This is a genomic window from Companilactobacillus musae (genome assembly GCF_003967595.1).
Lineage (GTDB): Bacteria > Bacillota > Bacilli > Lactobacillales > Lactobacillaceae > Companilactobacillus > Companilactobacillus musae.
Genome location: NZ_BIFW01000002.1, coordinates 312242 through 327330, shown reverse-complemented (window position 1 = coordinate 327330; position 15089 = coordinate 312242). Strand labels below are relative to the sequence as shown.

The window sequence follows — 15089 nt, the reverse complement described above, 5'->3', positions numbered from 1 at the left end:
GAACAGTGCCTATTAAGTATTCAGGGTAGTAAAATACCTGACACTTATAGTAGACACTGTTCTTCTTTTTTGATTTTTAATTATTTCCAATTGATACGAGAGAAAACCCGACGTCCGAGAACTTCGCGCATAAACATAAACAGGGGCCAAGAAGTAAAGAAAATGGCCAAGTAAAGATATGTATAGTGCCAATTTAAAATATTTTGAAGTCCAAAGGCATTACCACTGAAGATAAAAGTAATAATAAAGAGTGCAAAAGCAATGGCTATCATTACTTTTTTCCTAATAAAGAGAGGATTACTGATTGAAATTAAGGCACAGAATCCAATTAATCCAATGGTGAAAACGGATAGGGTTGAGGTTGTTTCATAACTGAAATTGAGATGGTTACCTAGAATAGAGATAGTAATAATGAAAAGAATATTACAGATGGCAGCTGGTAAAGCAATCTCCATAACGTTATGCATAAAACGTCCGGCTGGTGGGGTGTAATTAGGCTCTAATGCTAGTAGGAAGGTAGGAATACCAACTGTTAAAGCGTTGATTGGCGTTAATTGTGATGGCTGGAATGGATAGCCGGTTCCTAAGATGATGAAGAGAATTGATAAAACGACAGAATAAATCGTTTTAATAAGGAATAATGAAGCCACACGTTCGACATTATTGATTACTCGACGTCCTTCGTTAAGCATAAAGATCATTGAGTCGAAGTTACGATCTAATAGTACGAAATCGGCTGCCGCTTCAGCAGCGTCACTTTCACCAGCAATAGCGATACTACAATCAGATTGACGCATTGCCAAGACATCGTTGACACCATCACCGGTCATACCAACGGTTAAACCATTCTCTTGCATAGCTTTTATTAAATCAGATTTTTGACTAGGACGAACGCGACCAAAGATTTTATAATTTTTTACTAGATTGTGGTAATCAGTATCTTCAGTAACTGTACTCATGTCGATATAATCATGACCTGAAGCAATGCCAGCTTGAGCTGCAACGTTAGCAACGGTCACAGGATTATCACCAGAGATTATTTTGAGATCAATACCTTGATTACGTAAATAATTAAAGGTATCTGGGGCTTGTTTTCTTACTTCATCAGCAATCATTAATAGACCTAGAAGTTCTTGTTCAGGACTCTCCTTTAAAATAGCAATGACACGAAATCCCTTTTCGGCCGCTTCTTGAATAGTTTGAGTAATTTTTGAATTGGGATGTTTGATGATAAATTCTGGTGCACCCATGAGATAACGAACATTGTCGTTATCTATGAATCCGGAATATTTAGTTTCAGATGAGAAAGGAATCACTTCTTTAACATCTTTTGGGAAAGCTTCGATGTTTAATGCCTTAACTGCTTGAGCGGTGGCATTAGTTTCTTGTGTAGCATCAACAATTTTTTGAGCAATTGCTTGAACCGTTTTTTGACTGACACCATATGTTAAAGTGTCTTTAACAGTTAATTTACCAGTTGTGATCGTACCTGTTTTGTCTAAGCAAAGAATATCAACTCGTGCTAATGTTTCGATGGCACTGAGTGAACGAACTAAGATACGTCTTTTAGAAAGATTATAGGCACCGGTTGCCAGAGCGACTGAAGTTAGAAGTACTAAACCTTCAGGAATCATTCCGATGACCGAGGCTGAAGTTCCTAAAATAGATTTAGCAATATCGCCATTCTTGGAGAACGAGCGGAAAAACAGAAGTAATCCAATTGGTATGATAGTATATGTTAGAATTTTAATGATATTATTGATGATTTTCATCAAGACACTAACAGAACGCTTTTCCTTACCAACTGCGGATGAAATCTTGGAGACAAAACTTTCCTTACCAACTTGGGTCAATTGAATCTTAGCTTGACCAGCAACAACAAAGCTGCCGGAAAAAACTTCATCGTCAATGGTTTTACTAATAGTATCGGCTTCACCAGTGATACTAGACTCGTTGGTTTGTAAACCATTGGAATAGCGAACAATACCATCAGCTGGGATAGTATCGCCACGTTTGATAGTAACGATATCGTCTTCAACTAAGTCAGCAATATCGACTTTTTCATCCTGACTGTTTCGAGTAACTGTGAAAGTTGAAACATTAACTAAACTGATTTTATCAACAGTTAGTTTGGCACGGATTTCTTGGTAACTTCCAATAATGATATTGGCAATTACTGGGCCTAGGAAGAACAAATTACGATATGAACCAGTCCAAAAAATTAGAATGGCAATGACCAAGTTTAAAAAGTTAAATAATGTGAATAAATTATCGGCTAAAATTTTGGGAATTGGACGCGACAGTTTCTTGATTTGAACGTTTGTCAGCCCTCGTTGTATTTGTGAATCAACTGCTTGTTGAGTTAATCCTTCATCGAGGCTGGTGTAATTTTTAGGTTTTTTAATTTTTACCATACTCTACCTGCGACTGTTAGTTATTTTCTATTGAATGCTATATACTCTTTACATAACTTAAATTTAACATAAAAGGATGAATTTAATTTGAACAATTTATTTTTTGATTTGGATGGAACCATTATTAATTCTGAAACAGGAATTATGAAGAGTTTGAAATACATGTACAAGCATACATTAGGTTTCGTTCCGCATGACGATGTAACTTTGCATAATTTTATTGGTCCTACTTTAGGTGCATCCTTGCAAAAATATGATCATGTAGCGGCGGATGATCCGTTGATCAATCAAAGTATTGATGCTTTTCGTGAGTATTATCAAGAGGAAGGATGGGAAGAGTATACAGTTTTCGATGGTGTTTATGATATGATGGAGTCCTTGAAGAAAGCTGATAAAGAGATTTTTATCGCGACTTCTAAACCAGAAATCTTTGCAAAACAAATTATTGATCAGTTGAATATGAAACAATATGTTAGACACGTATTTGGTGCAGCTGAGGACGAATCAGTTCGTTCTTTAAAGGAAGATGTTATTTCTTATGGAATTGACAAGACATCAGTTGAACTAGATCCAAAGAATCTTGTTATGGTTGGGGATCGTAGCAGTGATATTGTGGGGGCACATAAGAACAATTTGAAAGCCATAGGTGTTACTTATGGCTTTGGGGATTACGCTGAATTGAAAGCGGCCGATTCTGAATGGATCGTTAATGAACCACAAGAAATTGCTAAACTAGCTATGGAGAATTAAAAATTATGAACGAATCATTGTCGTACAACAGACACGGTTTTACTTTAGTCTTATTGTCAATTTGTTTAATGGTAATTGTCTTTCTAGGGATAACTCTGTCAACGGTTCTGAATAGCAACTACGTGAAAAAAGTTGTCAGTAGTGAGACTAACGTTACTTTGATCAAGAATTATACAAATCAACGTTTGGGAAGATTGGTAAACAGCTATTCAGCATCTTCCAATCTTTCAGCAGTTAATCTGACTAATAGTGATGTTAAAAAAATAATTAATACTTCCGTGGATGAAGTTTACGGTGATGATTCTAAGTTAACGATTGGTAGTGCTATTTTAGCAACTATCAGTCTAAAGTTAAAAAAAGAAGCTAATCAATACGGGTTAAATATCAACAGTGAGATCGATCAAGTTATTAACAGTAATCAAGATATTATGAATCAAATTGTGGATAATGATTTAGGACCGATAGAACAAGTGATAGAACAAGTTCAAACTATCAAAAAATTGATCAAGATAATAATGGTTGTAGCAGCAGTTATTTTTGTACTGTTAGCTGTTAGATTAAGAATCAAAGTACATTCAAATATGTTGTTCTTTCACCATTTAGGAACAGTAGGTATTTGTACATCAATTTTGTTGGCATTATTGCTGGGAGCTACTTATTATCCTTTACAGGACTTGATTGTAAGCAATATAGATTACAACATTAGGGATGTTCTCTATAATGTTCTCAATGGTATTTTGTTGAGCTATATCTCGATTATTTTTATGGTCTTTATCGTAAGTTTAGTCGATTGGGGTAGTACAACGAAGTATAAGTATTGAGGTGTATATATGAAGATTAATGTTACAAAAGAAGCGCAGGCTAAATTGCAAAAGTACGTTGATGCTGGCAAAAAATTGCTTTTGGACCTAGATGATGGTTTTGGTAAATACTCAGATGAAGGAACTTGTGCTTTATTGACGAAGTTTCGAATCATTGCTGTTGACGATGATGAATTGAAAGATTATCCAATTCAATTAGATAGTGCTGTGGGGAAGATTTATTTCAAAGATAGTGCTCGTAGTTTTTTTGATGATGGGATGACTTTAAAGGTAAATCCTAAGACTGATTTGTTGATTTTCTCAAATACAAAAGAGATAATTGACGGAAATATTAATATTATTGATAATATTAAGAATTAGCTGAAATTAAAATATAAATAATTGAGGGAGTTTGGAGACGTTTGTCTTCGAACTCCCTTTTTCTATCAAGAAGGCAATTATGAAAAGGATATTTGAAGATCATAAGTTGTTGCTAACATTACTATTATTCTTAATAGTCAGTCTGATTTCCATTTATTTAACTGATTTGAATGGTCATATCTGGTCATTTTTGGGAATGAATAATGATGGTCGATTTCACGTGATGAGGATGGAAGGGCTATATGAAGCTCTTAAATATGGTCAATTTTTTCCAGTCGTTAATATGTCCTTTTTAGGTGGTTTTGGGTATATATCTAATATTTTTTATGCCAATCTTTGGCTTTATCCCGTGGCCTTTTTAAGATTAATAGGATTAACGACGATTCAATCGTTTATTGTTTTTTATATTGTCTTGAATTTTGTGACTTTTCTAATTTCTTTTGGAACTTATTATCAGGTCAGTCGTAATTACGATAAGAGTTTATTATTCAGTTTTATTTATACACTATCGGTATATCGTATTTTTGATATGGTGCGACGTTTTGATATTGGAGAAACTCTAACTTTGACGTTTTTACCAATTGTTATTTTAGGAATCTACGAGATATTTTATGGTGATGAAAATAAATGGCTTTATTTAACACTTGGAATGGTCATGGTGATTTATTCGCACGCTTTGTCACCGATATTAATTGCTATTTTTATTTTTTGGATCATTTTATTCAGAATCAAAATTTTGATTAAGGAACCACAACGTATTTTAAAATTATTTTATGCGGGAATAGTTTCGTTAGCCTTAAGTTTGGCTTATTTTCTACCAATGTTTGAGCAATTAAAACATACGCAATTTAAGTTAACTAATTCGCCTTTGATCGACGTTTCTCAAAGCGGTATGACTATTAAGCAATTGTTTAGTTGGAGTGTTACTAATGATTTGTATAATCAAAATATCGGTTTAATAATGCTGATAGTAGCGATAATTATTCCATTTATAATTTGGAAAATTAAGACACCAGTTATTCGTGACTTTTCTATCATAGGAGAAATCCTATTATTTATGACGACAGATCTTTTTCCTTGGAAATTTTTTGTTAAAACACCTTTAAATATGATTCAATTTCCTTGGCGATTGGATATGTTGATCACAATTCTTTTTGCTATTTGTTTAGCCAGCGACCCATTAAATTGGTTTAATTCAGACTGGAAGAAAATTATTATTGTAATGTTAACTTTGGGTTTGATCGTCAATAGTGAAGACACTTTGATTCGCAATCATCCCTATGAATATGATAGCTATAAATCTTTTAATGAATTGGACGTCTACAGTATTGGTGGCGGCGAAGAATATCTTCCTCAAGATGCTAATTTAAGTGACTTACATAAGGCTGCTCATGTTCCTGTAGTCAAAAGTGGAACTGCAAAAATTAAAAATTTTTCTCAACAAGGATCTAAGTTAGCATTTGATTTTCAGAATGCTAAAAATGCTACAATAACAATTCCCATCATTGCATATTATGGATATTCGTCTAAAGAATCTACAGGACAAGTTTCACGATTAACGATGGATCAAAAAAGTAATGGATTAGGAAAGATAACAATCAACGGTAGTGGGTGCGTTGAAATAAATTATTACAAAACTTTTATTCAAAAGGGCAGTAAAATACTTTCTGGAATAAGTTTACTAGTTTTGATTCTTTGCATAATTTTCAAAAAAAGAATGAAAAATAGAGTATCCTTAATTAATAAGTAGTTAGTATAATGTAACGTGCATGTATCAAAGGAAGGTATTGGATTTTATGCAATTAGCTTTTTTGAGGAAAAAAGAATCTAAAAAAATTGCGATAATTGTTTTCACTATCGTCTTATTTTTAGTAGTTAGCTTTTTAACAATTTATCAAACACAAATTTATCAAGGTAAGATTTGGTCATATTTGGGAACAAGCGATGATCGTTTTCATATGATGAGAATCGAAGGATTGTATCATTCACTGCAACGACATCAGTTCTTTCCTATTCTGAATATGTCATTTATGAATGGCTTTGGTTATATTGTTAATATTTTTTATTCTGATTTTATGCTTTATCCAGCAGCGTTTCTTAGATTGATGGGATTGACTAGTGCTCAAACTTTAATTGGATATTATTTATTCATGAATTTTTTGACTTTAGGAGTGTCATTTCTATGCTTCTATAAAGTTAGTCATAAATATTTGAATAGTTTGGTATTCAGTTTTGTTTATACTTTGTCAACTTACCGCTTATATGATTTAGTTTTTCGTCATGATATTGGTGAAGTGGCAGCCTTCGTTTTTCTACCGGTTGTTTTACTTGGTATTTATGAAATATTTTACGGTAATCGTAAACAGTGGCTGTATTTAGCGTTTGGAATGACGGGAATTGTCTATTCCCATGCGATCACGCCAATGTTAGTAGCAATTTTGATTATCATCGTGGCAGGATGTCAGTATCAAGAGCTGAAAATAAATCCCAAGAGATTGTTATCGTTACTTTGGGCAACAATAGTTTCAGCGCTTTTAACAGCCGCATATTTTTTGCCAGCATTAGAGCAGGTATGGCATACAAAATTTATCCTGACACAGACGAAGGGTACGTTGCCTAATGGGGCTTCCAACTTTGCTGACGTAACTAATTGGAGTTTAAATAATATGATTGGCCAGCCTAATGTTGGTTTGATCGTGATTTTGGCAGCCATAGTTATTTTAGTATCGGCTACTAAAATTAAAAATTCTGCGGTGAAACATTTTTCTATTATTGGAATTATTTTGTTGCTTTGCAGTACAAAATTATTTCCTTGGGAATTTTTTGATCAAACACCATTGAAAATGATGCAGTATCCTTGGCGATTGGATATGATTGTAACAATTCTATTGGCGGTCTTTATAGCTTCTGATCCGTTGAATATTTTTTCATCTAAATTGGCTAAGGCTGGCTTAATGTTCTTTGTAGTTTTGTTTGCTCTTTCGTCCGAATATCAGTTGGTTAATAATTCACCGTTACAATTGATTACTCATGAAGAATATAATCAACTTTATCCATACAGTATTGGCAAAGGACAAGAATATTTACCTCAAGGGACCAGTTTAAGCGCATTAGAGAGGGCTTCTCATAAACCTAAAGTAATCAGTGGTAAAGCTAAATTAAGTGGCTTTAAGCAGTATGGAACGCGACTAAGCTTTGATTTTAAGAACGCTCATAAAACAAAAATTGATGTGCCAATTATCGGTTATTATGGATTTCAATCGACACAATCTAGCGGTAAAGTTTCTGAATTAAAAATGGATAAAAAGCATAATAACTTAGCCCAAGTTACAGTTAGTGGCAAAGGTAAAGTAGTTGTAGATTACTTTGAAACACCAACACAGAAAATAACTCGTCGCATTTCATTTTTGACGTTCTTGATAATCGTAGCAACACTATTTATAAATAAATTAAATCTAGTAGATTTTGATAAAATCGAAGGTTTAAGAGCTAATAAGCAGTCAAAAAAACTGAACTCTTAATTTAGAGTTCAGTTTTTTTATTTTATCAAAGAAGGGTTCTAATGACTTTTTATGGTCATTAGAGCCCTTCTATATTTATTCTTTTAAATCATCAACATCTGTTAGAGATGCTAAGTTATCTTGCTTAGTAATAGCTGTAGTATCAAGGGTAACTTTGAACCAGTTCACGAATCCGTGATCGAATTCGGCAACTTCAAATTTAAAGTTATCTAACTCTAAGGTAGAACCCTTTTGTAAGTTTGGATACTTTTCAATTAGATAGCCACCAACAGTAATGATATCTGATTTTTGGAATTCCTTAACATCAGTTCTGAAGTAACGCTCGAAATCGTAAAGCGTAGTTTTACCTGAAACGTTATATGTACCATCTTGATTTTTAACGATATATTCATCAGAAACATCATCAATTTCATCTTTAACGGTACCGAATAATTCTTCGTAAATATCTTTATCAGTAACGATACCACTAGTACCACCGTATTCATCGACAACTACGACAATAGGTGTTTGCTTTTTGATCATCTTTGACAAGATATCTTGGATAGGCATTGTTTCAGGAACGGTATTAACTGATCTTAAAATACGACTAATGCCAACATCGCCATCAACTTGATTTTGACGAACAATATCGTAAGCATAAACATATCCGAGAACCTTATCTTTATCGTTATCAGCAACAACTGGAAATCTTGAAAAACCTTGTTGTAAATAATCTTTAATGACATCCTTTACCTTGTCAGTAATATCAACAACGTAAAGGCTAGTACGATCGACCATGATATCCTTAGCAACTTTGTCATTTAATTCAAAAGCACGTTGCATAAAAATAACATCATCAGGCTCCATATCGCCACCTTTGATTGATGACTTAGAAAGTCTAAGAATTTCTGATTGTGAGAAGACCTCATTTTCAGAATCAGCTGGCTTCATACCCATCAAACGAACAATACCTGAAGCCGAAACATTTAATAACCAAACGAATGGATAAACTGCTAAATGGAAGAAACGTAATGGCGTAACAACCATCATTAGCATTGGCATTGGTTTATCGATTGAGATGTTCTTAGGAACAATCTCTGTTATAACAACTTCCAGATAAGTTAGTAGAAGAACACCGATAATTGAGCTTAATGCATGTAAACCACTACTGCCACCAGCAGAGATATGAACAACGCCGAAAACTTCCACTAGAAGATATTCAATAGTACTTTCACCGATCCAACCTAGAATAATACCAGCAATACTTGTACCAACTTGTGTTGTTGATAAATATTCATTTAGGTTATTGACCATTAATAAAGCGCGCTGTAATTTCTTTTTGTTACCGGTACCCTTTTGTATTGCATCCTCTAATTGGCTGGGTCTGGTTTGCACGAGGGCAAATTCGGCAGCCACGAAGAAGAAGGCAAAGATAAAGGTTATCAGTATGATAATAAAGTTTGTTGTAATTGTAGAACTAGACAATATATGATTTCCCCTTCTATTCTTGTAAGACGAATTATACACCAAAGAAAAACCGACTGCGTCGGCTAAGAGTAATTATTTTATTTTTACATCTTTAGTATAGCCAATTTAGCAGTTAAAATATAGCTAGGACGATTTTAATTTGCTTAAGATTCGATTTGTAGTTGAACTTAACAATCATTATTTTTATAATGAAGAGAATGAACAACCTTGGGGGAATCCTTTTGAGTAAAGTAAAAACTAACAATTTATTAACTCCTGCACAAGCCGCAAAAGACTTGGGTATAAGCGTTGCAACGCTACGTAAATATTCTTTGATCGTTGAACGTACGACTGACAACAGCAAATATTTTGAACGTAATAGTCAAAATAATCGACTATACACTCAAAAAAATATCGAAGATTTCAAAGAAATGGTAAAACTTAGTCATGGACCAAAGATGACTTTGGAAACTTCGGCTGCACAAATATATCCAGTCGCTGAAGAGAATAAACAAGCTGAAGTGAAACAAGATGATGAGATTTCTAAGATGCAAACTACCATTGCTAAATTGGAATCTGAAAACAAAAAGAATGCTTTGACTATAAAAGAGCTACAAGATGAGTTAACTGATGCTCAAAAATCAAAAGAACAACTACAAGTTGAATTAGATACTTTGAAGCAACAGGCTAAAGAAAAGATTGAAAACACTGGTTCTGAAAAAGATGAAAATATCAAGGAACGTGTGAATGAAAAAGTAAATGATGACAAGAAAGGTCATTGGTGGAATAGGTTTATGGGCTAGTCAGCCAATTAAGCTTATGATATCAACCTCTTGAGCAATCGGGTCGTACCAAAATGTTGGTTTTGGTGCGGCTTTTTTATGTATAATTAGAACTTGTGAGAACACAACTTAGGAGGATTAATTTTGAAATTAGCAATGATTGGGCTCGGTAAGATGGGAATCAATTTAACCGAGAATTTGATTCGTAATGGTAATGAAGTGGTTGCTTTTGATTTAAGCGATGGTGCTAGAAACGATGCCTCAACTCTTGGTGCACACGTAAAGAAGAGTTTGAAGGAAGCTGTTGAAACTTTAAGCGCACCACGTATTGTTTGGGTAATGTTACCAGCAGGGGAACCTACAAATAATACAATCAATACCTTGAGTGAAATTCTTGATGAAAATGACATTGTTATTGATGGTGGAAATTCATTTTACGAAGATTCATTGCAACACAATAAGATCCTAACTGATAAGAATATCAAATTCTTCGATGTTGGTACATCAGGCGGTATGAGCGGCGCTAATCGTGATGGAAACTTCATGATTGGTGGAGATGATGAAAAAACTTTTGAATATATTGAACCAATTTTCAAAGGAATTGCTCAAACTGATGGTTACTTGTATACTGGAAGAGCTGGTAGTGGTCACTACTTAAAGATGGTTCACAACGGTATTGAATACGGTATGATGCAAGCAATCGCCGAAGGTTTTGATGTGTTAGAACATAGTCAATTTGATTATGATAACGAAGCTGTTGCCAAAGTTTGGGAACATGGTTCAGTTATTCGTGGTTGGCTAATGGAATTAACTCAATCTGCCTTTTCAAAAGATCCTAAGTTAGACGAAATAAAAGGGGTTATGCATTCATCTGGAGAAGGTAAATGGACTTTGGATGAAGCATTAAGATTACAAGTTCCAACTCCTGTTATTGCAGCATCATTAATGATGCGTTACCGTTCACTTGAAGATGATACTTTCACAGGTAAAGTCGTTGCGGCTTTGCGTAATGAATTCGGTGGCCACGCCGTTGAAAGTAAAAAATAATCAATAAGAGTTCGGACATAATTTTTTATAAATTAAAAATATAGCTTAAATATTTTATTTAAACTATTCAGTCCATCAATTCGCTTGAGAATTGGTGGATTTTTTAATTTAAATATTATTGTGACTTTTATGAGAAGGGAATTAATAGGAGATGCGAAAAAGAGGAGAAATTTTCCTATTTTTATTCATCGGTGCCTTTATTGGAAGCGACTTGCGTTATTTAGAAAGCCTTATTTTTAAAACAAGTAATGGTTTTCCTTTGGGAACTTTAATTGCCAATTTAAGTGGGGCATTGGTTCTACCATTTTTAATTCATTATTTACAAGATCGATATAATTTATCACCAAGAGTTGTTTTAACCTTGAGTACTGGGGTCTTGGGCTCATATACCACGTTTTCAACTTTTACGGCTGATACTTATCATTTATATGCTTCTGGTCATTGGTGGTTGTTATTTATATATTTAACTGTTACCTTAGTTGGCGGCTTTGCCTTGGCAATTTTAGGAAACTATTGGGCAGCAGGGCAGGCCTTCAATGATTATGCTAAGAGAAAGCGAGGCCATAATAATGACTAACTTTCTTTTAGTAGGATTTGGTGCTACTGTTGGAGCTTTTTTAAGAAATGAATTGACGCTACAACAGTCAAAAATCAAAATTGATTTTCCAATCGTTACGTTACTTATTAATATTTTGGGAGCCTTACTTTTGGGTATCTTCACTGCACAAATTCATAACGGTGCGATATTATTACTATTAGGTACCGGATTCTGTGGAGGATTTACTACTTATGGAACTTTCAACATGGAATTAAGTCAGTTGTGGTTTCAACATCGAGTATGGCGTTGTTTTTGGTACTTTATTTTGACTTACGTTTTTGGTATTTTAGGTTTTGTAGTCGGTATTCATATTTAGGAGAAATTTAAATGCAAATGAAAGAACAAGTATGGAACGAGAGTTTTCGACCAGGAATTATTTCATCAACTAGATTATATTTTCAAGATTTATTTATTGGTGCTAAAAGAATGAGCCGTAAGGATTTTTGGTGGGGATATTTAGGTATGACGGTCGTAGCTTACGTTATTATGGCGCTATTGGCTTGGGCAATTACCAAAATGCCAGTTGAAGATTATTATTGGAGCACTATTTTGGGAGTAGCCTTAGCAATTACGATGGGGTATTACTGGATAGCAATTTTTACAGCCATGATTCGCCGTCTACATGATCGAAAGATGCATGGTTGGTGGCTTTTAATTAGCTTAATTCCGTTCGTTGGTGAGATTGCTTTGATAGTTTTACTTTGTCTTCCTCAACGTGATTTTGGAAATCAATGGCCTAAAGATATTTAAAAATTATTTATAAAGTTATCCACTGATTACTAATTGGTGAGTAACTTTTTTTATTTGAAAATATTGATTAGGTTCTAATTCTCTTTTGGGGCATAATTAATAGTGAGAATATATCTGAGGAGAAAAATTATGTGCGGACGTTATATGTTTGAACCTGATAAGAATCCTGAAATTAAAAGAATTTACCAGTTGGCAGTAGATGCTGGTTTTAAACCTAAAACTGGTGAAGTTTTTCCCACCGATGAAACGGCCTTGATAATTGCAGGACAACGTCAAGTTCAGGTCGTGGCAATGAAATGGGGATTTCCTGGATTTAAGACCGGACAAGCAATTATTAATGCTCGTTCAGAAACAGTTCGTCAGAAAAAAATGTTTGCGGATTCTTTTAAAAATAGGCGCTGTGTTTATCCAACGACTGGATTTTTTGAATGGAGCAAAGCAAAACAAAAGTATAAATTCAATTTCAGTAATGATCCTCAAACTTTATTTATTGCTGGTTGTTATAATTACTTTGATGAGAAACCACAGAGTATTTTATTTACAACCGAGCCTAATGAATCAATGATCAAAATCCATGATCGAATGCCACTGATATTAAGAAAGGATCAAATTAATGCATGGATATATGACGATGCATTTGCCAATAGTTTTTTAAGCAATGCAATGCCACAATTAGTATCCCAGGAAGAATAAGGTGTTTTATGAATAGTAAAATTCAAAAATTTAGTAATAGTGATGATTTTTTTCAGTGCCCGATCTGTGGAGAAAAATTATCTTTAAGTGATAATAGTTTGATTTGTCCACAAGGGCATAACTTTGATATATCCAAAAAGGGGTATGTTGATTTTGTTTTAAATAATAAACAACAAAAAAATTATGATTTAGCCTCATTTGAGAATCGTCATTTGATTTTGGAACAAGGGATGTATGATCACATTGCTCAAAAGTTATTGCAATTAATAAGTGATCTAAAAATAAATAATGTTCTAGATGTTGGTTGTGGTGAAGGCTATTATTCCAAAAAGATTGTTCAGTTACCTGACAGAGAGGTTTTAGCATTTGATATTTCCAAGGATTCTATTCAGTTAGCTGCAAAAGGTCCTAACACTCCGGTAAAGTGGTTTATTGGTGATTTAGCGCACCTTCCAATACAGGCAGACTCAATCGATGGTATTATCGATATATTTTCTCCAGCTAATTACAATGAGTTCAATCGAATTCTCAAAAATGGTTACGTTTTAAAGGTTATTCCCAATGAGTATCATGTCCAAGAATTACGAAAACAAGCTAAGGATCAATTAAAGCAAGAGAAGTACTCTAATCAAAGAGTTTTAGACTATTTTGAGGAGCATTATGACCTAGTTGATCAAATTGATGCTACGAAGACTTATGATGTTTCTCCCAAAGAAAGAGAAGCTTTTATCAATATGACACCGTTATTGTTTAACGTAGATAATAACTTAATTGATTGGAGTCAGGTTAATCAAATAACTGTTGGCTCAACGATTTTAGTTGGTCGTCAAAAATAATTTAGATATTTAATTTGTATGAATGTTGTTAAATTTGCCGCCCTCCACAACAAAGTCGATTGGGCTGGAACGTAGTGGGTACGAATTTGAACCAATTGAAGTTCACAATTGTTTCAAATCTCGACCTTTTTCTAAGCTGGCGCAAAACGCCAACTAAGAAAAATTTCACTACTGAGCCCATCGACTTTGTTGTTCCGGGCTAGTGTTTTGTCTTGTTAATCTTTTAATTTTAAATTATAGATAAAAAAGAAGAACAGAATCTATTGAAGGGTATTCGAGGTATGTAAAATATGCCTGAATCTCTTAATAGATGCTGCTCTTTTTATTAAAAGTTCAATATTTTCATCGGAGTAATCGTGGTTGTTTAGAATCAGGAAATATAGTCGGGAGTAAAAAATCTGTGAGCCCTCAGTGGCCCACAGATTTTTTGCGGACGACGGAATCCTTTAACCAATTTAGTTGATATTCGTTATAACTAAATTCGAGAAAGAATACAGTACCTTGATAAATCATTTCGCATAATTTTGTAATGCTTTTTGAAAATCACCCGTTATTAAAACACTGATTTGGTCAACTATTTCTTTAGGATCATCTTTCATGTCATTATTGATCCAGTCAAAGATTATGGCAACGAAGGCTAGACTGTAAAAATGAGCGATGAAATCCTTATGACTTTGATCGACACGAATATCTTGTGATTGTTTTTCGACTATAACGATGATGTAACCATAAATAACTTTATAAATATATTTTCGCATCACGTCGCGATAGATAGATTGATAGACGTTTTTTGCTAAACGATGATTTTGCTTTATTAAAATCATAATGTCATAAAATCCAGCTTGCCAATTATCGTAGGTTGCCCTACCATCTAAAACTCTTTTGGCTGTTGAACTTGCGGAATATTCAACTAGATCATAAATATCTGAAAAGTGATTATAAAAAGTTTGTCTAGTTAGATGACAATCATTAACGATATCTTTGACGGTTATCTTATCGATATTCTTATGATGAAGAACGTTGCACAATGATTTTTGTAAAATCACTTTTGTTTCAGTTGTCATTAATATA

General features: G+C 33.8%; 15 protein-coding genes. 12 read left to right on the top strand and 3 right to left on the bottom strand.

What is annotated here, in order from left to right:
- Positions 1–80: 80 nt before the first annotated feature.
- A complete protein-coding gene (locus tag LAB100_RS05255) occupies positions 81–2414 on the bottom strand; it encodes an HAD-IC family P-type ATPase (RefSeq protein WP_119325590.1) in 2334 nt (777 codons plus the stop codon).
- 87 nt (positions 2415–2501) lie between these two features.
- Here LAB100_RS05255 and LAB100_RS05250 point away from each other — a divergent pair, with 87 nt between their 5' ends.
- The 5 genes from LAB100_RS05250 to LAB100_RS05230 all read left to right on the top strand — a co-directional run bounded on the left by LAB100_RS05250 (position 2502) and on the right by LAB100_RS05230 (position 7866).
- Complete coding sequence (locus LAB100_RS05250) at positions 2502–3164, top strand: HAD hydrolase-like protein (protein ID WP_119325591.1); 663 nt, start codon at positions 2502–2504, stop codon at positions 3162–3164.
- Between the two features lie 5 nt (positions 3165–3169).
- Positions 3170–3985, top strand: a complete 816-nt coding sequence (locus LAB100_RS05245) for a hypothetical protein (protein WP_119325592.1) — start codon at positions 3170–3172, stop codon at positions 3983–3985.
- A 9-nt stretch (positions 3986–3994) separates the two neighbouring features.
- Complete coding sequence (locus LAB100_RS05240) at positions 3995–4345, top strand: iron-sulfur cluster biosynthesis family protein (RefSeq protein ID WP_119325593.1); 351 nt, start codon at positions 3995–3997, stop codon at positions 4343–4345.
- A 79-nt stretch (positions 4346–4424) separates the two neighbouring features.
- Positions 4425–6095 carry a putative glycosyltransferase family protein gene (locus LAB100_RS05235; RefSeq protein WP_119325594.1) on the top strand — a complete coding sequence of 557 codons (1671 nt, stop codon included), beginning with the start codon at positions 4425–4427 and terminating at the stop codon, positions 6093–6095.
- A gap of 46 nt (positions 6096–6141) precedes the next feature.
- Positions 6142–7866, top strand: a complete 1725-nt coding sequence (locus tag LAB100_RS05230) for a 6-pyruvoyl-tetrahydropterin synthase-related protein (RefSeq protein WP_119325595.1) — start codon at positions 6142–6144, stop codon at positions 7864–7866.
- 75 nt (positions 7867–7941) lie between these two features.
- Here the strand turns inward: LAB100_RS05230 and LAB100_RS05225 are convergent, their stop codons facing one another.
- Entirely contained in the window at positions 7942–9330 is a 1389-nt protein-coding gene (locus tag LAB100_RS05225) for a hemolysin family protein (RefSeq protein WP_119325596.1), read from the bottom strand.
- A gap of 224 nt (positions 9331–9554) precedes the next feature.
- Here LAB100_RS05225 and LAB100_RS05220 point away from each other — a divergent pair, with 224 nt between their 5' ends.
- The 7 genes from LAB100_RS05220 to LAB100_RS05190 all read left to right on the top strand — a co-directional run bounded on the left by LAB100_RS05220 (position 9555) and on the right by LAB100_RS05190 (position 14018).
- Positions 9555–10115, top strand: a complete 561-nt coding sequence (locus tag LAB100_RS05220; protein ID WP_119325597.1) for a hypothetical protein — start codon at positions 9555–9557, stop codon at positions 10113–10115.
- 123 nt (positions 10116–10238) lie between these two features.
- Positions 10239–11141: a phosphogluconate dehydrogenase (NAD(+)-dependent, decarboxylating) gene (gnd, locus tag LAB100_RS05215; protein ID WP_119325598.1), complete on the top strand. Its 903-nt coding sequence runs from the start codon at positions 10239–10241 to the stop codon at positions 11139–11141.
- Between the two features lie 151 nt (positions 11142–11292).
- Positions 11293–11718, top strand: coding sequence for a fluoride efflux transporter FluC (locus LAB100_RS05210; protein WP_119325599.1), 426 nt, complete (start codon positions 11293–11295; stop codon positions 11716–11718).
- Positions 11711–12055: a fluoride efflux transporter FluC gene (locus LAB100_RS05205; RefSeq protein WP_119325600.1), complete on the top strand. Its 345-nt coding sequence runs from the start codon at positions 11711–11713 to the stop codon at positions 12053–12055. Before LAB100_RS05210 ends, LAB100_RS05205 begins: the two co-directional genes overlap by 8 nt.
- Before the next feature lie 11 nt (positions 12056–12066).
- Complete coding sequence (locus LAB100_RS05200) at positions 12067–12489, top strand: DUF805 domain-containing protein (protein ID WP_119325601.1); 423 nt, start codon at positions 12067–12069, stop codon at positions 12487–12489.
- Between the two features lie 129 nt (positions 12490–12618).
- Positions 12619–13182, top strand: a complete 564-nt coding sequence (locus tag LAB100_RS05195) for an SOS response-associated peptidase family protein (RefSeq protein ID WP_119325602.1) — start codon at positions 12619–12621, stop codon at positions 13180–13182.
- A gap of 8 nt (positions 13183–13190) precedes the next feature.
- Positions 13191–14018 (top strand): putative RNA methyltransferase, encoded by an 828-nt coding sequence (locus LAB100_RS05190; RefSeq protein ID WP_119325603.1) that lies wholly within the window; start codon positions 13191–13193, stop codon positions 14016–14018.
- Between the two features lie 509 nt (positions 14019–14527).
- Here LAB100_RS05190 and LAB100_RS05185 read toward each other — a convergent pair.
- Complete coding sequence (locus tag LAB100_RS05185) at positions 14528–15082, bottom strand: TetR-like C-terminal domain-containing protein (RefSeq protein WP_119325604.1); 555 nt, start codon at positions 15080–15082, stop codon at positions 14528–14530.
- Positions 15083–15089 lie beyond the last annotated feature (7 nt).